At 62.6% G+C, this 18716-nt stretch carries 19 protein-coding genes; 9 read left to right on the forward strand and 10 right to left on the reverse strand.

Going from position 1 to position 18716, the window contains the following annotated elements; translation table 11 throughout:
* Positions 1-21 precede the first annotated feature (21 nt).
* From phoU to HRQ64_RS13935, 3 genes are all read left to right on the forward strand, one after another.
* Positions 22-729, forward strand: coding sequence for a phosphate signaling complex protein PhoU (gene phoU, locus HRQ64_RS13925; RefSeq protein ID WP_127753638.1), 708 nt, complete (start codon positions 22-24; stop codon positions 727-729).
* A gap of 96 nt (positions 730-825) precedes the next feature.
* The gene (gene phoB, locus HRQ64_RS13930; protein WP_127753639.1) at positions 826-1527 is read left to right on the forward strand and encodes a phosphate regulon transcriptional regulator PhoB; all 702 of its coding nucleotides are present in this window, start codon (positions 826-828) and stop codon (positions 1525-1527) included.
* 105 nt (positions 1528-1632) lie between these two features.
* Positions 1633-2823: a GNAT family N-acetyltransferase gene (locus HRQ64_RS13935; protein WP_172123716.1), complete on the forward strand. Its 1191-nt coding sequence runs from the start codon at positions 1633-1635 to the stop codon at positions 2821-2823.
* Positions 2824-2829: 6 nt separating this feature from the next.
* Here HRQ64_RS13935 and HRQ64_RS13940 read toward each other — a convergent pair whose 3' ends face one another.
* Positions 2830-4152 carry a GumC family protein gene (locus HRQ64_RS13940; protein ID WP_172123717.1) on the reverse strand — a complete coding sequence of 441 codons (1323 nt, stop codon included), beginning with the start codon at positions 4150-4152 and terminating at the stop codon, positions 2830-2832.
* A 212-nt stretch (positions 4153-4364) separates the two neighbouring features.
* Here HRQ64_RS13940 and HRQ64_RS13945 point away from each other — a divergent pair, with 212 nt between their 5' ends.
* The gene (locus HRQ64_RS13945; RefSeq protein ID WP_172123718.1) at positions 4365-5600 is read left to right on the forward strand and encodes a hypothetical protein; all 1236 of its coding nucleotides are present in this window, start codon (positions 4365-4367) and stop codon (positions 5598-5600) included.
* Positions 5601-5621: 21 nt separating this feature from the next.
* Here HRQ64_RS13945 and HRQ64_RS13950 read toward each other — a convergent pair whose 3' ends face one another.
* A complete protein-coding gene (locus HRQ64_RS13950) occupies positions 5622-6911 on the reverse strand; it encodes an O-antigen ligase family protein (RefSeq protein ID WP_172123719.1) in 1290 nt (429 codons plus the stop codon).
* Between the two features lie 168 nt (positions 6912-7079).
* Here HRQ64_RS13950 and HRQ64_RS13955 point away from each other — a divergent pair, with 168 nt between their 5' ends.
* Positions 7080-8408 (forward strand): TIGR03808 family TAT-translocated repetitive protein, encoded by a 1329-nt coding sequence (locus HRQ64_RS13955; RefSeq protein ID WP_172123720.1) that lies wholly within the window; start codon positions 7080-7082, stop codon positions 8406-8408.
* Positions 8409-8414: 6 nt separating this feature from the next.
* On the opposite strand, the gene HRQ64_RS13960 is transcribed toward HRQ64_RS13955, so the two are convergent.
* The 3 genes from HRQ64_RS13960 to HRQ64_RS13970 are packed head-to-tail and all read right to left on the reverse strand — an operon-like array spanning position 8415 to position 11539.
* Entirely contained in the window at positions 8415-8903 is a 489-nt protein-coding gene (locus HRQ64_RS13960) for a cupin domain-containing protein (protein WP_172125074.1), read from the reverse strand.
* Between the two features lie 20 nt (positions 8904-8923).
* On the reverse strand, positions 8924-10363 hold the full coding sequence (locus tag HRQ64_RS13965; RefSeq protein WP_172123721.1) for an aldehyde dehydrogenase family protein: 1440 nt from the start codon (positions 10361-10363) through the stop codon (positions 8924-8926).
* A 24-nt stretch (positions 10364-10387) separates the two neighbouring features.
* Positions 10388-11539 carry a fumarylacetoacetate hydrolase family protein gene (locus tag HRQ64_RS13970; protein ID WP_172123722.1) on the reverse strand — a complete coding sequence of 384 codons (1152 nt, stop codon included), beginning with the start codon at positions 11537-11539 and terminating at the stop codon, positions 10388-10390.
* A gap of 186 nt (positions 11540-11725) precedes the next feature.
* On the opposite strand from HRQ64_RS13970, the gene HRQ64_RS13975 reads away from it, so the two are divergent.
* Entirely contained in the window at positions 11726-12442 is a 717-nt protein-coding gene (locus tag HRQ64_RS13975; protein ID WP_172123723.1) for an SIMPL domain-containing protein, read from the forward strand.
* A 73-nt stretch (positions 12443-12515) separates the two neighbouring features.
* Here the strand turns inward: HRQ64_RS13975 and HRQ64_RS13980 are convergent, their stop codons facing one another.
* The gene (locus HRQ64_RS13980) at positions 12516-13346 is read right to left on the reverse strand and encodes a sulfite exporter TauE/SafE family protein (protein WP_172123724.1); all 831 of its coding nucleotides are present in this window, start codon (positions 13344-13346) and stop codon (positions 12516-12518) included.
* Entirely contained in the window at positions 13346-13768 is a 423-nt protein-coding gene (locus tag HRQ64_RS13985) for a secondary thiamine-phosphate synthase enzyme YjbQ (RefSeq protein WP_172123725.1), read from the reverse strand. The genes HRQ64_RS13980 and HRQ64_RS13985 overlap by 1 nt, the downstream gene beginning before the upstream one ends.
* Before the next feature lie 252 nt (positions 13769-14020).
* Between HRQ64_RS13985 and HRQ64_RS13990 the strand changes: the two genes are divergently transcribed.
* From HRQ64_RS13990 to HRQ64_RS14000, 3 genes are all read left to right on the forward strand, one after another.
* Positions 14021-16033, forward strand: a complete 2013-nt coding sequence (locus tag HRQ64_RS13990; protein ID WP_172123726.1) for an OmpA family protein — start codon at positions 14021-14023, stop codon at positions 16031-16033.
* 165 nt (positions 16034-16198) lie between these two features.
* The gene (locus HRQ64_RS20215) at positions 16199-16519 is read left to right on the forward strand and encodes a hypothetical protein (RefSeq protein WP_172123727.1); all 321 of its coding nucleotides are present in this window, start codon (positions 16199-16201) and stop codon (positions 16517-16519) included.
* Positions 16520-16696: 177 nt separating this feature from the next.
* Positions 16697-17746 (forward strand): LLM class flavin-dependent oxidoreductase, encoded by a 1050-nt coding sequence (locus HRQ64_RS14000; protein ID WP_172123728.1) that lies wholly within the window; start codon positions 16697-16699, stop codon positions 17744-17746.
* Positions 17747-17757: 11 nt separating this feature from the next.
* On the opposite strand, the gene HRQ64_RS14005 is transcribed toward HRQ64_RS14000, so the two are convergent.
* The 3 genes from HRQ64_RS14005 to HRQ64_RS14015 all read right to left on the reverse strand — a co-directional run bounded on the left by HRQ64_RS14005 (position 17758) and on the right by HRQ64_RS14015 (position 18656).
* On the reverse strand, positions 17758-17979 hold the full coding sequence (locus HRQ64_RS14005) for a hypothetical protein (protein WP_127753654.1): 222 nt from the start codon (positions 17977-17979) through the stop codon (positions 17758-17760).
* A gap of 78 nt (positions 17980-18057) precedes the next feature.
* The gene (locus HRQ64_RS14010) at positions 18058-18351 is read right to left on the reverse strand and encodes an HlyU family transcriptional regulator (RefSeq protein WP_172123729.1); all 294 of its coding nucleotides are present in this window, start codon (positions 18349-18351) and stop codon (positions 18058-18060) included.
* An 11-nt stretch (positions 18352-18362) separates the two neighbouring features.
* Positions 18363-18656 carry a DUF2442 domain-containing protein gene (locus HRQ64_RS14015; RefSeq protein ID WP_127753656.1) on the reverse strand — a complete coding sequence of 98 codons (294 nt, stop codon included), beginning with the start codon at positions 18654-18656 and terminating at the stop codon, positions 18363-18365.
* Positions 18657-18716: the final 60 nt, after the last annotated feature.

Below are 18716 nucleotides of genomic sequence, written 5' to 3' on the forward strand. Positions count from 1 at the left end.
GGCACCAACGGAGGAAACGCCATGCCCGCCACTAAAGACCACATCGTAACGTCCTACAGCGACGAACTGGTCGCGCTTGCCCAGGCCATCGCGGAAATGGGCGGCATGGTGGAACTCGCCATCGAGAACGGCACCAAGTCGCTGCTCAAGCTTGACCGCGAACTGGCCGACCTCACCATCATCGCCGACCAGCGCATCGACGACATGCAGCGCCGCATCGACGACATGGCGGTGTCAATGATCGCCCGGCGCCAACCCATGGCTTCGGACCTGCGCGCCATCATCACCGCGATCCACGTCGCCCAGGACCTGGAGCGCGTCGGCGACATGGCCAAGCAACTGGCCCGCCGCTCCCTCAAGCTCGAAGGCATGAACCTGCAGCCCACCTTCTATAACGGCGTCAAGAACATGACGGCGCTGGTGCTGGGCCAGATCAAGAACGCACTCGATGCCTATTCGAACCGCGACGCTGCCGCTGCCATCGAGGTTTGCAATCGCGACGACGAGGTCGATGCCATGCACACATCGCTCTTCCGCGAACTCCTGACCTATATGATGGAAGACCCGCGCAACATTACCACCTGCACCCACCTCCTGTTCTGCGCCAAAAGCCTCGAGCGGATCGGCGATCACGCCACCAACATTGCCGAGCGGGCCTACTACCTGCAAACCGGCCGGCAGCTTACGGGCGACGTTCAGGAACTGCACCGCACGCAAATCAAAGCATAGCACGCACCAAGGTTTATTTTGGCGCCACCCTGCCCCTAGGGAAAGGGAGTGCGCAGTTGAACAATCGGGCCAATGAGCCCGACTGGAGGGTAACCCATGCCAGCCACAATTCTTGTTGTCGAAGACGAAGAAGACCTCTCGATCCTCCTGCGCTACAATCTCGAGGCAGAGGGCTTTGCGGTGCTCACGGCCGAAACCGGCAATGATGCGCTTGAGCATATCAAGGACAAGGTTCCCGACTTGATCCTGCTCGATTGGATGCTGCCCGAGATTTCCGGGATCGAGTTGTGCCGGCGTCTCCGTGCCCGCCAGGAAACCGCATTGATCCCCATCATCATGCTGACGGCTCGCGGCGAGGAAGAAGAGCGCATCCGGGGTTTGGCGACCGGCGCCGATGACTACATGGTCAAGCCCTTCTCGGTGCCTGAACTGGTTGCCAGGGTGCGGGCCCTGCTGCGCCGCGCCAGCCCAAATCTCGTCACCGCCTCGCTCAAGCTGGGTGACCTGGAACTCGATCGCACCACTCACCGGGTGCGCCGGGGCAGCCGCGACGTCCATCTTGGCCCTACTGAATACCGCCTGCTGGAATATTTGATGCGCCATCCCGGCCGGGTTTATTCGCGCGAGCAGTTGCTCGACGGCGTTTGGGGCAACGAGGTTTATGTCGATGAACGCACCGTTGATGTGCACATCGGCCGCCTGCGCCGCGCGATCAACCGGGGCCGCGATGCCGATCCGATCCGCACGGTGCGGGGCGCTGGTTATGCCTTTGACGAGCGTTTCGCCCAGCCCGCCTGAGCGATCCTGCTCTCGCCTGTTGATGATTTTGTAACGATCTGCTCAAGCGGTTTGTTAAAAGCCGGCTGCTAACGCTGTTTTCTTGAGGGAACGGCGGGGCAGTGCATGACCACCACGGATCAACGCCTGATCAACGAGCTTGCCAACCAGCCGGCTCCGGGTTCCACGACGTCCGGCGGCGGCATCACCCTGCAGCGCGGCCTCGCCGCTGCCGAGCCGGCGTGGCGCGCTCTTGAGCGCGAGGCGATCTTCACGCCCTACCAGCGCTTCGACTGGATTGCCGAGATTGCCCGCGCCCAGCAGCTCGAAGATGCGGACTTCGTCACCCTACAGATCGAATTCGATGGCAGCCCCGCCGCCCTGCTTCCCTTGCATCTTCACCGCAAGGCCGGCTGCACCTTTGCGGCCATTCCCGGCTCCTCCTTTGGCAACAGCGACTGGATGCCTGTTCGGCGCGATGCTGCGGCGCTTCTTACCCGACCCGTGCTGAACCGGGCCTTTGCCCGGTTGCGAGACGAGGCCGGCGTCGATGTGCTCAGCTTCGAGCACCTGCCTGCCCAATGGCGAGGCATAGACAATCCCCTGCTCAGCTTTCCCCATCAGCCTTCGCCGGACCATTTCTATTATGCCGACATTGCGCCCACCATGCTCGAAACGCTTCCTAAGAAGCGGCGGGTCGATATCCTGCGCGGGCGTCGCCGGCTCGAGGAAACGCTAGGTCCCGTCACTTTGCGCCGCGCCACAACGCTCGAGCACATCGACCAAGTCCATGCGGCCTTCCTTGAGCATCGCTCCGTGCGATTCCGGCAAATGGGCGTGCCAAATGTCTTTGCCGAGCCTCACTTCCGCGCCTTGTTCCGGGATGGGGCCATTGCCGGCGCCAGCGAGGACAAGCCGGCCGTAGCGCTCCATGCGCTTTATGTCGCCGAGGAAATCGTGGCGACGGCGGTAGGCACCTATTCCCCCTGTCATTATTCGCAATACATCAACTCCAACACGGACGGGCCGGCCTCCAAATACAGCCTTGTGGGCCTCCTGATGTTCCTGCTGGTGGAAGATCTTATCGCCGCCGGGATCAGCAGCATCGATATGGGCGTGGGCGATTTCGCCTACAAAACCTCCTGGACCCAGAAGACGCCGATCAACGACGCGGCGATTGCGCTAAGCGCTAAGGGCACTGCCGCCGCCGCCCTCCTTAATGGCAAGCGCGCGCTTAAGCGGCACATCAAGCAGAACGACAAGCTTTGGAGCTTTGCCAAGCAGCTGCGCCAGTGGCGCCAGCCAAAACCCGACTGATCGACCCTATCCTGCAGCCGGACGACGGGCCACAAGGCTCGTGACGATCAGATAGGTCAACACCAGCGCTCCCGCCGTGATCATCACCGCCAGCAGTACCAGCCCGGTCTTGGGCGAAACCGGTGCACTCGACACCACCGGATGCGACACCAGGCGCATATCAGGGAATGCAGCGCCCCCGTCTACCTGAGCCCGCGCCGCTTCCGCCTGCTGCAGGTAACGCTCGAGGACGCTACGTTGCGCCGCCGCATCGCGCTGCAGCGCCGCGAGGGCCACGCTGTCGCGCTCTTCCCCGCCGACGGATTGTTGCAAGATCTGCTGGTCGGCCGCCAGTGCCGCAGCCAGAGCCGCTTCAGTCTCGGCCTGCCGATCCATCTGGTCAGCAATGTGCCGCGCCGCGGTAGCGAGTTGCGCATCGACGTCCGCAATCTGCGCCCGCAATCCCAGAACATTCGGATGGTTGAACGATAAACTGCTGGCTTGCTGCGCCAGCTGTCCCTGCAGACTGGCCCGGAGCTGAATGAGACTTCTGCCCCTTGCATCCGCCGCCAGTTCCGTGCTGCCCACCAGCGAACCTCCTAGCGCCAGGCGCTGCCGCAGCACCGCCGCACGCGCCCTGAAGCTCGAACTGCGCTCCTCAGCCGCAAGCCGTCGCCCCGCCATGTCGCTCAATTGGCTGCCAACCATGCTGCCCTCCGGCAGGTCCCCAATCGTCCCCCGCGCAATGCGGAACTTGGCCACGGCGTCCTCGGCTTGAAACACTCGCTGCCGCAACTCCGGTATCGTGCTCTCAAGCCACGCTAATGCCTGCCGGGCATCGTCGAGCCCCTGCTGCGCCCGCCGGGCGATCGCGGTTTCGGCGATGCTCAGCGCCAATTGGCGTGCCAATTCGGGTGCATGTGCCCGGGTCTTCAGCCAGATTATCGCGGTTCCCAATTCGCTCGTTACCAACGTACGCTCTTCGAGCGCCAGCACCGCGGCGTCAAACGCCGCCTGCCCCGTTTCGCCGCCGTTGAACTCGGCTTGCTGCGCCAGCCCGAGCTGCGCCACCACATCCATCAAAGTGTCGCGTGACCGCAGCAATTGCACATTGCTGGAAATGGTCGCTCGGTCCGGAACTGATACGGACGCTGGCTGACCCGCCCCGAAGTAGTTGGGTCGTGGCTCCACCAGGATCGTGGCCGAAGATTCATAAAGCCGGGGAACGCGTGACACGGCAACATATGCCAGCACGGGCACCACAAGGAGCACCAGCAGCGCGGCCCACCGGCGCGCCCAGATAATTCCGAGCAGCTGATAAAGGTCGATCTGGGAGTCAAACGCGCGCAAGCAACTGGCCTCTAACGGCAGGAACCGGGGCAGCCTAGTGCCTTTCCATGTTCACGCCGTTAACCGCGGGTGGAAATGCTTGGGAAAGCATAGAAACAGCAACACGACTGGCGCTCAGCCCCAATCATCTTCCCTCCCAATTGTTGCTAATTGCAGCGAGATTTTCTTCATTCTTTGCTGGCTAGGTTTTTGCCCAGTAATTGGGGGCAGAAGTGAACAGCAAGCGTCTTGTTATCTCAGGGGTGCTGGGCGGGCTCGTCCTCGCCTTCCTCGCCGTCATGGCAGTTTCGATTTTGCGCGAAGTGCCCGGCACCAACAGCTACGCGCTGCTCGCCCAATCCTGGCTCGAAGGGCGGCTCGATACCACCGGGCCGTGCTTTGACGGCGACTGCGCGCTTTATGAGGGCCGCACCTATGTGGTGTTTCCGCCCGCGCCCGGGCTGGTCATCCTGCCCTTCGTAGCCCTGTTCGGCAGCAGCTTTCACTTCTTCTTGCCGCTGACGATCCTTGCTTTTGGCCTCACCGGCTGGCTTTGGTGGCGCATCGCCAACGCGTCGATACAGCTCAACCGCGATCTGACCATTCTGCTCGTTTTGCTGGTGCTGTTCGCGACGCCGCTCGCCTTTGTCACCATTCGGGGCGACCGGGTCTGGTTCTTCGCCCAGAGCTGGGGGACCTTGTTCAGTACGGCAGCGATCTACTTCGCGGTTGGGCGCCGCAACGGTTTGCTCGCGGGGCTCTTCATCGCGCTCGCCTTCCTGTCGCGGCAGATGACGATCCTTTACCTGCCCTTCCTCTACATCCTCCTGCTCGAAGATGGCGTGCCCCTGTTCCGCATCGATCGGGCCGCCTGGCGGCGAGCCTTTACCCTTGCTGCCTTCCCCATTCTCGGGGTGCTGTTCTACCTCGCCTACAACTATGTCCGCTTCGATTCCTTCACCGAAACGGGCTACAACTATATCTTCCCACCCCAGTTCGACACGGGGGAGACAGCAGGCAACTTCCTTGTCTCGCGGGTACGCGAAATCGGGATCTTTGCCCCCGCCTACTTCATCTTCAACTTCATCTACATGTTCATCGCCGGCCCGCATGTGGATTTCACCGGCCCTTATCTGACCGAGATGGGCGGCTTTGACACCAATGGCGCGTCCCTATTCCTCGTCACGCCAGTGCTGTTGTGGGTGTTTCTGGGTAACTGGAACCGCAGCTTCTGGTGGGGTCTGGGCACCTGCGCCGCCATTCTTGGCTTGACGCTGCTCTACCATTCCAACGGCTTCTCGCAATATGCCGCCCAGCGCTTCACCCTAGACTGGCTGCCCATCCTGCTGCTGCTGCTAGCGCGGGCCCTTAAGCCCGAACACGCGCCGCCGCTGTCCATTCTGCTGGCCTATTCCATGCTCGTTACGCTGGCGATGATCGTGCTGGGGGGCGTGCTCGCAATGGGCTGACGCTTCCCGCCCGCCTGAGGGTCATAGCCCTCGGGCGGCCTGCTTGCGCAAAGCGGGCAGCCGCAGGTCTGGATCGGCCCGGACAGTCACGCCCCAGATCAACCCTACGACGAGAAAATAATGCCGCCAGTGATCGGTATCGATCACGCCCGATTGCAGCGCGAGCGGGATAAACACCGCCAGTGCCGGGATCAGCAGCTTGCGCCGGCTCCGGTCGGCCAGGCCGCGGAACCCGCGCCACAACGTCGCCAGCACCAGCAGGTAATAACAGGCGCCGCCACCCCAGCCATAGGCCTGGATCACGGTGACATAGGTGTTGTGCGGCTGCTCGATGATGCGCAGATTGTGGAACTCGGTCGGTCCAAGTCCCAGCGGATGCGACAGCGCAAGGTCGAACGCATAGCCCTGCCGCCCGAACCGCCCGGTATCGCCGGTATCATAATCCTGCGTGACGCTGGCCCGCTCCTCGAACAGGCTCCCCACTGCCGGGATACTCAGCAACCCGGCGAACGCGATCATGATCACAAACAAGCCCGCCAGCGCCAGGATCAGCATCCGCACCTTGTCGCGGGCATAAGCTTCCAGAAAAAAGCACAAGCCGAACACCAGCAGCGACGACAGGGCAAAATGCCCCCATGCCGCCCGCGAAAAGCTCATGAACACGCCGATCATCACCAGCATGAACAAGATGGCGGGGATCAAGAGCTTGCCGCCGCGCAGGAAAAATACGTCGCGCAGCACATACATGGCCGGCAGGATCAGGAAGGGGCCATACACATTGGGGTCCTTGAACAGCCCCTTGGCGCGACCATACAGCACAAAGGCATCAGCGCCCGGCATGAGGCCGAGATAAGCCAAGACGCCGAGCACTGACGACAGCACGGCGATGGCCATATAAGCACGAACGATCAGCCGGACCCGCCGTTCCGGAGCTTCACCCACGAAGTTCGCGACGAAATAGCTGGTGATGAACAGGAATATCGTCACCGCGACGAAGGTGAATGCCTCCGTCAGCGGCGTGTAGCGCACCTGGAATGCCGCGATAAGCCCGAACGGGATAAACGCCGTCGTCAGCAGCAGCAACGGGATAGTCGAACTAAAAAGGCTCATCCCCGCAGCCAGTGCCATGGCAAGCACCAGCACGAAGCTGAACTCATAAGGCGATGGCTCGAACAGCACGACGCCACCCGAGAACACCCATATCGCCACCGTTGCGTGTAACAGCCAGATCGCGCGGTCGCGCAGGAAGCTGCGCCCTAGCCGAGTGCCGATACCTGTGTGAGGCGCAAAGGCGCCCGCCAATTCAGCCATGAGCCGGCCCTGCAGCGCTGCGGCGCCGCCTGACGCCTATCGCAGCAACACTACGGAGTTGCGCGTGAAGGAAGTGCTAAGCACACGGAGGGATTTTAGCCCCGCCCCGCCGCGCCTTAACCCCGCTCTCGCCGCAACTCGCTAGCCTTGAACAAAGGAGTACCGGCAATGATCCAGCGACGCAGCATCTTGGCCTTGGGTGTGATGGCGAGCGCCGCAGCGCTGGCTTCCCCCCTGCGCGCCCAACCGGCCCTTGACGCATCAGCCTTTGGCCTCGATGGCACGTCAAGCGCCGACCAGTCCGGTGCCTTGCAGGCCGCCATCGACGCCGCCACCGGCCTGGGGCAGCCGCTCGCCCTCCCCTCCGGTACCTACGCGGTCGCCAATATCCGCATCACGGCTCCCATCCGCCTGCAGGGCTCCGGCCAGACCATCCTGGCGCTCGCCGCCGGCGGCGACAGCATCCTTTCCATCGAGAACACCGCCGACGTCATCCTCGATGGCCTCACCTTCGCCGGCAACGGCAATGGCACCGGCCGCAGCGATACCGGCCTCGTCCAACTGGTGGACGCCACTGACACCATGCTGCGCGATTGCCGCTTCACCGATGCCCCGGCCCAGGGCCTCCTCCTTGCGCGCAGTGCCGCCTCCATCACCGGCTGCAGCTTTTCGCGCAGCGCCGACGCCGCCATCTATTCCATCGACAGCTTGGGCCTGCTCATCTCTGGCAACCGCATCACCGGTTGCGGCAATGGCGGCATTCTGATCTGGCGCAGCGAACCGGGCTGGGATCGCTCCATCATCACCAACAATGCGGTCAGCAGCATCGACTGGCGCGACGGCGGCAATGGCCAGAACGGCAATGGCATCAACATTTTCCGCGCTGACGGCGTGATCGTTTCCGACAACCAGATCAGCGACTGCGCCTTTTCGGCGATCCGCCTCAACACCACCAACGACACCCAGATCACCGGCAATACCTGCACCAATGGCGGCGAGATCGCGATCTATTCCGAGTTTGCCTTTGCCGGCTCGATCATCGCCAACAATCTGGTGGATGGCGCCGCCGGCGGTATTTCCATGACCAATTGGGATAATGGCGGGCGCCTCGCCATGTGCTCGGGCAATATTGTGCGCAACATCACCGCGACCTCGCGCACCAATCCCGACGTCAACCCCTATGGCATCGCCGCGGAAGCGGACGCCGTCATCTCAGGCAACATCATCGATACCGTGCCCGGCATCGGCATCGGCGTGGGCTGGGGGCCGTTCCTGCGGGATGTGCTCGTGAGTGACAACTTGATCCGCGGCACCGAGCGCGGCATCGTCGTCAGCGTCGCCGATGGGGCCGGAGCCGCCCGGATCACCGGCAACTTGATCTCCGAAACCCTGCATCCACTCGTGGGCGCGCGCTGGAACGAGATCGCCTCGACGCGCCTCCAGGACGATGCGGGCCAGTTCCCTGCCCTCACCGTGTCCGGCAATACGCTGCGCTAAGCCGCCTCAGTACGGCGTGCCGTCCTTGTGGGTAAAACGCCAGCCCTCGGGCGTGTGGTTGGCGACGAGGTCGTCATCGGGATAGCTGCCGACATCGCCTGGGCTGCGATCGCCGATCTCGAGATAGATCGCGGGCTCCCAGGAGCGGTTTTCCAGATGGTGGCTGATGCCGCCGGCCGCAAAGCCAGCGCACATCCCCGCCTCAAGCCGCATCTCGGTCTCGCCCGCCACCAGCCACAACTCGCCTTCGAGCACGTAAACGAACTCGTCCTGGCGGCTGTGCCGGTGCTGGAGGGCGCTGACCGCCCCCGGATTGAGCGTCGTGCGGTTGACGCCGAAATTGCGCAGGGCGAACAGATCGCCCAGCGGTTGCTTGACCCGCCCTTCCATCCGCACGGCAAATACCGGCGGATAGTTGGACGGCTTGGTGCGAACCGGGGCCTCGGCGGCAATGATGGCCAATGGGGTCGCCGCTCGCGGGTCTGCCTTGTCCATCATTGCCCTCCTGGGTAGGCCTAGCCGGCCGCGGTATAGGCGGTCTTGACCACGGTGAAGAACTCGGCCGCATACTTGCCCTGCTCGCGCGGGCCATAGCTCGAGCCCTTGCGGCCACCGAAGGGCACGTGGAAGTCAACGCCGGCGGTGGGCACATTGACCATCACCATGCCCGCTTCAGCATTACGCTTGAAGTGGGTCGCGTATTTGAGCGAGGTCGTGACGATACCCGCCGACAAGCCAAAGGGAGTGTCGTTGGAGACGGCGAGCGCTTCCTCGTAATCCTTGACCCGGATCACCGAAGCGACCGGCCCGAAGATTTCCTCGCGCGAGATGCGCATCTGGTTGGTGGTTTCGGTAAAGAGCGTCGGCTGGAGGAAATAGCCCTCCGTGTCCTTCTGGACGCGCTCGCCGCCGGCCACCAGCTTGGCGCCTTCCTGCTTGCCGATCTCGATATAGTCGGTGTCCTGCTTGAGCTGGTTGGGATCAACCACCGGCCCGATCTCGGTGTTTTTATCCAGCGCATGGCCGACGCGCAGATTGCGGGCGCGCTCGGCGAGACCCTCGACGAACGCATCATGAATGCCTTCGGTCACGATCACGCGCGAAGAGGCCGTGCAACGCTGGCCGGTGGAGAAGAACGCCGACTGCGCCACGCTCTCGATCGCGACCTTGAGGTCGGCATCGTCCAGCACCACGACCGGGTTCTTGCCGCCCATTTCGAGCTGGAACTTGCGGTTGTGCTCGATGGAAGCCGCAGCCACGCGCTTGCCGGTGCCCACCGAGCCGGTAAAGCTGATCGCGGTCACATCGGGGCTGTCGAGCAGGGTCTGGCCCACGACCGAACCCTTGCCCATGACGAGGTTGAGCACGCCCTTGGGCAGCCCCGCGCGCTGCAGGATATCGACAATGGCCCAGGTCGAACCGGGAACGAGGTCGGCCGGCTTGATCACAACAGTGTTGCCATAGCAAAGCGCCGGCGCAATCTTCCAGCTCGGGATGGCGATAGGGAAATTCCAGGGCGTGATGATGCCGATCACCCCGATGGGCTCGCGGGTGATCTCGACACCGACGCCCGGGCGCACGCTCTGGACCACTTCGCCCGTCAGGCGCAGCACTTCGCCGGCAAAAAAGTCAAAGATCTGCCCGGCGCGGGTCACTTCGCCGATGGCTTCGGGCAGGGTCTTGCCTTCTTCCCGGCTCAGCAATTCGCCCAGTTCGGCCTTGCGGGCAAGGATCTCGTCGGCGGCCTTGCGCAATATCGCATGCCGCTCGAGAATGCCCGAGCGCGACCAGGCGGGAAATGCCGCCTTGGCCGCAGCAATGGCCTGCTTGGTGTCTTCGGCCGAGGCACGGGCGTAAACACCCACAACTTCGGCCGTGTTGGATGGATTGATGTTCTCGGCGCCATCCGAGCCGACCCATTCGCCGTCGATCAGGTTCTGGTAGAGGTCAGTCATGGTTTCGTGCCTTTCCGAAAAGCCTTAAAGCAGGTTCGCCTTGGCGAGGTCGCGCAGCAGGTGGCTGGCGCCATAGGTCCAGGGCGGACATTGGGTGGATAGTTGCACCCGGTTGGTGAGCTTCCCCAGCGAAGGGGTCGAGATCGACACCACATCGCCCAGCTTGTGGGTAAAACCCTTGCCGGCGCCGCCGCGATCCTTGACCGGGGCGAACATGGTGCCGAGATAGAGCACCAGGCCGTCGGGATATTGATGGTGATCCCCGATCGTGGCTGCAACCAGCGATGCCGGCGTACGCGAGATCTGGCTCATGGACGAATGGCCGTCGAGCTCGAAGCCATCCTCGCCTTCCACCCGCAGCGTGATCTCGGCATTGCTGACCGTTTCAAGCGTGAAGTCGCCGCTAAAGAGGCGGATGAACGGCCCGAGCGAAGCCGACGCATTGTTGTCCTTGGCCTTGCCCAGCAGCAGCGCCGAACGGCCTTCCACGTCGCGCAGATTGACGTCATTGCCCAGCGTGGCGCCGATGATCGCGCCCTTGCTGGTCACCACCAGAGCCACTTCCGGCTCGGGGTTGTTCCAGCTCGAAGCGGGGTGCAGGCCCACATTGGCGCCATAGCCCACCGAGCTCATCGGCTGGCCCTTGGTGAAGATCTCGGCGTCCGGCCCGATGCCGACTTCCAGATACTGGCTCCACACGCCCCGCTCGATCAGCGCTGCCTTGACGCGCGCTGCCGTTTCCGAGCCCGGCACCAGTTCGGACAAGTCCGTGCCGATCAGGTCGAGGATCTCTGTGCGCAGGGAATCGGCGCGGCTTTTGTCGCCGCGTGCCTGCTCCTCGATCACGCGCTCGAGCAGGGACACCACAAAAGTGACGCCCGAAGCCTTGATCGCCTGCAGATCGATGGGCGAAAGCAGGCTGGCCTGGCTGGCATCGTGGCTGGGGGCATGGCTGTTGCGTAGCACCGCTTCGACAGGACCGACCGGCGTACCCTGCGCTGAACTGACATATCCCGACGCATCTTGGCTTTCGGCAATGTCGCGCACTGTGGCAAAACCCGGCGCCGTGATGTCCAGCAGCACGTCGTCGCGCACCGTCACCACGCGTGGATGATTGTGTCCCGGCACTCGTGCCCGCCCCAGCAACACGCCCTCGGGATAATCCTGCCCGCTCATATAATGCTCCCTCCGCTTATGGGATTTGACTACTCTCGGGCGCCCGCTCGCGCAAGACCTCGCGGCGCCCGAAGCGTTCGGCTGCGCTAAACGATTACCCACAGCCTTGTTCAACTTCGGTTCAGCTGTGCCGCAATACTGACGCATTGACTGGGGAAGTCTCCCCGCCCCTGATGGAGTGTTCAGATGCGTCACCTTGCTGCTCTTTTGCCCCTCGCCCTCGTTGCCGGTTTTGCACTGCCGGCCTATGCCGGGACCATCTCCATCGAAGGTCGAGGCGAAGTCACCGCCGCCCCCGATACCGCCTTCATCACCTCGGGCGTGACCACCCAAGGCGCCACCGCCCGCGAAGCGCTCGACCTCAACACCAAGGCCATGGCCGAGCTGATCACCGAGCTCAAGGCTTCGGGCATCGAGGCCCGCGACATCCAGACCTCGGGTTTCTCAGTCAGCCCAAATTATGTTTATTCCGACGAGCGCGACACCAACGGCTATACCCTGCCGCCTCGCATCGCCGGCTACCAGGTGGCCAATGTCGTGACTGTCAAGGTTCGCGCGCTCGACCAGCTCGGCGCCATTCTCGACAAGTCGGTGACCATCGGCGCCAACACCATTAATGGCGTGTCCTTCAGCGTCGAGGATCCAAGCGAATTGTTGGACGAGGCCCGTAAGGCAGCCTTTGCCGATGCCCGCACCAAGGCCGAGCTTTATGCTACTGCCGCCGGCGGTTCGCTCGAGGAGATCGTGTCGATCAACGAAAGCCAGAACTTCAGCGGCCCGCAGCCATTCGAGGCGCGCAGCATGGCCGCCGCTGCGCCCCAGAAGGATGTTCCTGTCGAGGCTGGCGAGCTCAGCTTCGCCATCAATGTCTCGGTGCAATGGGAACTCGACACCGACAAATAAGAATCCCACTCTCCTCTCGCGAGGGGTATGGGCGATGGGGGCGGACCACCGTAGTCAAACCGCCCCCATCAACCTATCCAGCCAACACCTTCCAGAGCATGTTGAGCCCGACCAGCACCAGGAACGCCGCGAACAGATAGCGGAGCGTTTTTTGGTCCAGCCGATGCGCCAGCGCCGCCCCATAGGGCGCGAACACCGCTGCAAGCGTTCCCACCAGCACGAGCGCCACCAGGTTGATGTAGCCCAGGCTGAGTGGGGGAAGGCCCGGCACGCCCCAGCCCGAAATGATAAAGCCCAGGGTTCCCGAGACGGCGATGGCCACCCCGATCGCCGCTGAGGTCCCGACCGCGGCATGCATGGTGGCACCAAAGGCGACCAGCGTTGGCACGGTGAGCGAGCCGCCCCCGACCCCCATCAGCGCCGAATTATAGCCAACAATGCTGGCTGCGATCCGGTGCACCAAGCGCGAGCCGTTCAGGTGCCCCATCAAGCGGGTCTGCCAGCTGGACACGATATTGGCGGCGATCAGAAAGGCCATCACCGCAAAAACGATGCGCAAGGCGTCACCGGAAAATAACCCCGCCATCAAACCACCCAGGAATGTCCCTGCGACAATGAATGGCACCCAGAGCCTGAGCGTCGGCACATCCAGCGCCCCACGCGCCAGATGCGCTCGTGCGCTCATCAGGCCAGTGGGAATAATGATGGCGAGCGAGGTGCCTACCGCGGCGTGCTGCACCACATCGGCATCGAACCCTAGCAGGAGCAGCGCATTGCTCAATGCCGGCACGATGATGGCACCACCCCCGATCCCGAGCAGACCCGCGGCAAGGCCGGAGAACACCCCGGTCACCATGAGGCCCAGCACGAAAGGCCAGTACCCGACCAGTTCAACCCAGGCCATCAGCGCTCTCCTAACAGGTGCAGCACGACCTCCCGCCGATGCGGGCGGCGGCGGTGCTCGAACAAAAACAAGCCTTGCCAGGTCCCGAATACGGGGGCGCCGCCGATAACCGGAATACCGATAGAGGTCTGGGTAAGGGCAGTGCGCAGATGCGCCGGCATATCGTCGGGACCCTCGGCGGTATGCACCAGCCAATCCATGCCCTCGGGCACCAGCCGCTCAAAATAGCCCTGCATGTCGGTTTGCACATCCGGATCGGCATTTTCCCCGATCAGCAGCGAGCATGAAGTATGCCGGCAAAACACGGTCAGCAGCCCCGTGCCGACCCCAGCGCGCGTGACCACGTCCCAAGCCTTGGCGGTGAACTCGTAAAGTCCCTGCCCCCGGGTCGGGATCGTCAGCGTTTCAATGATCTGGTGCATGCAAGGTCCACGAGCCTGTTCCCGCCCTAGCATGGCGCCCGTCCTGCCGCCACTGGCCCACGCCGCAATCGCGCCATCTTTGGCTTCAAGACAGTAAGCCGCAGCGCTCTGGTGGAACCACCCCTAAGCCCCGGCGTTGCGGGCCTTGCGGGGATAAGAGCATCATCCAGCCAGCTGTCGTTTCGTTCAGAAGCCGTTCATCTGAGATGCTGATGCTTGATGCCAACATTAAAAATTAAAGGAAAAACAGCAATGCGCATCCGAAACTGGCTCCTGACCAGCACGAGCCTGGGCCTTCTGGCCGTTGCCCCATTGAGCGTCTCGGCGCAGGAAAGCGTCGCACCAGCCGAACTGCCCCAGGCTTGCGTTGACGCCGGGTTCAGCACGCTGGAATCTTGCATCGCCGCGCAGCCCGCCGGCGCCGATGCCGAAGCCGCCCCGGACGAAGAGGAAGCTCCCGCTGCCGACGAAGCCACCGAAGAAGCCCCTGCCGAAGAGCCCGCCGTTGTAGACGAGGCGCCGGCTGAGGAGCCTGCCGTCGAGGAAGAAGCTCCGGCCGAAGAACCTGCGGCTGTCGAGGAAGCGCCCGCTGAAGAGCCTGAGGTCGAGACGGAAGCCGTTGAGGAACCATCGGTAGACGAAGAAGCGGCTGAAGAAGAAACCGTCGACGAAACCGTAACCACCCAGGAAGCCGAGCCCGAAGCGGAGCCCGCGGCCGCTGAGGATACCGCTCCGGCAGCCGAAGAGCCTGCTGCTGAAGAAGAAACCGTTGTCCCGGAAGAACCCGCGACCGCCGAAGAGCCAGCAGCCGAGCAGACCACCGAGACCGGTGAAGAGCCAGCCGCTACCACCGAAACCGGCGAACAGCCTGCAACCGAACAGCCCGCCGAAACCGCCCCCGAGCTGACCACGCCCGAAACCACCACCACTGAACAGCCTGCTACCTCGGAGTCGATCGAGACCCTGTCGGCCGAAGAACCTGCCGAAGTCATCGAAGATCTGCCCGAAGGCGTCACCCAGGAACAGGTCGCCCCGGTTCTGGACAGCGCCAAGGACGCCGAAACGGCTCCCGTGGAAGGCCAGGCTGCCCCCGAAACTGCAGCACAGCCCGCAGTTGCCGAAGAGCCTGCCGCGCCCCCGCCAACCAGCGATGCGGACGCCCAGGCTCGCCTGGCGGTTCCTGAAGAAGCTGCCGTCCTTGCCGTTCGCGAGGAGCAGGGTCAGGTTATCGAGGCTCAGGCTTTGCCTGCCCAGCAGGTGCCGCAGAACGTCACCGTTGTTAACCAAACCAATGTGGTCAACAACGTCACGAACAACACCACCAACAATACGGCCATCGACAACTCGACCAACATCGGTCAGCAGAACAATGTTCAGCAAAACAACGTTCAGCAGAACAATGTCCAGCAGACCAATTATGGCGATACCTTGACCCAGGTCGTCGTGGAGCTTGGCAACCAGCTTTATGTCAACACTCCCGGCCAGGACACTTCGCGCTTCTACAATGCCAATGAAGACGAGGTCTTCTACGAAGAGCTCCGCAACGGCCGCATCCGCGAAACCGTGACGCGTCCCGACGGCACCCAGATCGTAACCGTGCGCAACCGCAATGGTGACGTGCTGCAGCGCACCCGCATCCGGCCGGACGGGCAGGAAGTCGTGCTCGCCTATTTCGACGAACAGTATGATGACGAACTCCTGGAATGGCGCGACCCCGGTCAGGACCTCCCCCCGCTGCGTCTCAACATTCCGGTGCAGGAATATGTGCTGGATGCCGCCGATGCTGACGAGGAACAGGTTGAAGTGTTCTTCCGCCAGCCACCAGTGGAACAGGTCGCGCGCCTTTACTCCATCGACGAGGTCAAGCGTTCGGCCCGCGTTCGCGACAGCGTGCGCAAGCTCGAAGTGGGCGGTCTGACCTTCGACACCGGTGCTGCCACGATCAGCCAGGACCAGGTTGGCTCGCTGTCCAAGGTCGCGGCCGCGATGCTCGACCTGCTGGAAAGCAACCCGGCTGAAACCTTCCTGATCGAAGGCCACACCGACGCGGTTGGCTCCGACATCTCGAACCTGCAGCTCTCCGATCTTCGCGCCGCCACGGTCGCTCGTATCCTGACCGACTTCTACGACGTGCCTCCTGAGAACCTTGCTACGCAGGGCTATGGCGAACGCTATCTCAAGATCCGCACCGAAGCTCCCGAGCGAGAAAACCGTCGCGTGACGATCCGCCGGATCACGCCGCTCATCACGGTCGCCAACAAGTAATCGGCGCTCAGAGCCACTATTTTGGAAAGGCCGGGCAATGTGCCCGGCCTTTTTCTTTGTCCCGAAGACTCCCGGAACGGCATGATCCTTGTGATCACTTAATCGGGAACGAAAGTAAAAACCTCGCGTTTCTGGACTACGGAACAGCATAGAGGAGTGAGTACTATGGCAAATCCAGAACGCGACACCGTGTATGATACAGACACAACTCGGACCACCTATGTGCGCGAAAGTAGCGGCACTGGCTGGTTCGTAGGCATTATCGTAGCTCTCGCCCTGCTGGCGATTGGCTATCTGGTATTTTCTGCAAACTCCGGCACGTCAACTGCAGTTGATGGCGCAGCGGCGCCCGCAGCTGTCACCGAACCCGCAATGACGGCTCCAGCTCCGGCCATCGAATCGGCTCCCCCGGTTGAAGCTACCCCCGCCCCAGCCGCCCCGGCGACTGATGCTGCCCCTGCTGCTGGCGCTCCAGTGGCTCCATAATAAACTTCAGATACGGTGCCCTTGCACTCCCAAGGCAGGCATCTTCAGGGCCCTGGCATTCGCCGGGGCCCTTCTGTTTGGGCAACAGGAATGCCCCTATAGGGCAGTTACAACCATGTGCGTTCTTGATTGCGCCAGGCAGCAGGGTCATCTCCGGGCGGACGGAAAGGACATCGCATGGAACTTGGACTTTATTCCTTCGCCGAGAACACCCCGGATCTCTTGAACAATGGTCATCTGCAAAGCCCGGCAGAACGGCTGCGTGACCTCCTGGAGGAGATCGAACTGGCCGATCAGTTGGGCCTGAGCTTTTTCGGCTTGGGCGAACATCACCGGCCTGACTATGTGGCTTCCGCACCCGTAACGATCCTGGCCGCAGCGGCCGCGCGCACCAAATCCATTCGCCTCTCGAGCGCCGTTACCGTGCTGAGCTCGGATGATCCAATCCGCGTCTACCAGCAGTTTGCGACCCTGGATTTGCTCTCGAACGGCCGTGCCGAGATCATGGCCGGGCGAGGCTCGTTCATCGAGAGCTTTCCCCTCTTCGGCTACGACCTCAACGATTACGACGAGCTATTTGAGGAAAAGCTTGAACTGCTGCTCAAGCTGCGCGAGGGCGGCAAGGTCGTCTGGCCCGGCAGCAAGCATACGCACGCCATCCCCGGCATCACCGTCTACCCGCAACCCGTGCAGCAGCCGCTGCCGCTCTGGATCGCGGTGGGTGGCACTCCAAACTCGGTCGCTCGCGCCGCCTATTACGGCCTGCCCTTGATGATCGCCATCATTGGCGGACAGCCCAGGCAGTTCGCGCCTCTGGTGCAGTTTTATCGCGACACTCTGGCGCAAGTTGGCCGAGAGACCAACCTACCCGTCGGCATCAGCTCGCACGGCTTCATCGCGCAAGACAGCCAGGACGCCCGTGACATCGCCTTTCCCGCCCATAGCGATGCCATGAGCCGGATCGGCAAGGAGCGGGGCTGGTCACCAACCACCCGGGCACAGTTCGAGGCTGGAGCGAGCCCACAGGGAGCCTATGTGATGGGTTCGCCGCAGGAGGTCATCGACAAGATCCTGCAGCAGCATGAATGGTTCAAGCACGACCGTTTCGGGCTGCAGATGAGCGTCGGCACCCTCCCCCATGACAAGGTCATGAAGGCCATCGAGCTTTATGGAACGGTGGTCAAGCCGGCGGTGGACAAAGCCTTGGGCGCGCCTGCCGCGCCATAAAACGCAAGCGCCTACTTGCCGCTGCGGCGGATCGACTTGATCTGCAGCGGCGGCAGGCCCGACTTCTCGGAAATGGCGCGATCTTGCTCCATGATGGCGGCACGCGCCGGCTCATCGCCGTCGAGGCCACCCAACAAGGCTGCGTCGACCTTGCGGTTAGAGCGCTGGCTGCCATCTTCATAGATGACGTCAAACATCACGAATTCACTGCGGGCGGTTGGCTTCCTGGCCATGATAGGTTCTCCTAAACAGCAGCAACCGCCAGGCGCACGACTGCGCGCCCGGTCCGGTTGCAAAGATTGAAAAAAGGGCTAGCTGAAAATATTCTCGCCCTGTTCGTCGATGATCTGCCGGCCCTTGTTCAAAGCCATCGCAATCAGATCATCCTTGGAGCTCATGCGGTCTGCCCGAACGAACCGATAGGTCTTGAGCTCGCCGCTGATATCCTTGTCGATGGTCCCGGCCAGCTGGTATTCGCTTCCCGCCCGCATCTCGATGGCCCGGATGATGAAGTCCTTGTAGCTTTCTTCGCCCAGGACCTTATCCCCTGCCGGCTCAGCCGATGTCTTGGCCCCGCCACCAAAAAGCTTGCTCAGAAACGACATCGCCATCCTCCTTATGGGCGCTGCCGCGCCGGGCGCGGCACAATTAACTCACCGCGCCGCTCCATTTCTTCGCGGAGCCAGCTAGGCGACAGGTCGAAATAGTTCGGCCAGGTCGGCACGCCATTAGCCAGGGCTACGCTGCCAAAATAACGCCGGTCGCGCAGAGGCTCGACCCCCTCGCCGCGCTCGCTCAGCATCTGAGCGGCATCGAAGGTCCCGCTCGAGCCATCCGAGAACGTAACCACCAGCTTGAATGGCACTATGGCGCGGATCGCCGTAACCTTCAGGCGCTGCACAGCGGACATGGAAAAGCTTGCCTTGCCGACATCAGCATCCCCGCCACCGGCGAGGATGCCCGGTTACAC

Origin of the sequence: Devosia sp. 919, assembly GCF_013185965.1 — a bacterium.
Classification (GTDB): Bacteria; Pseudomonadota; Alphaproteobacteria; order Rhizobiales; family Devosiaceae; genus Devosia.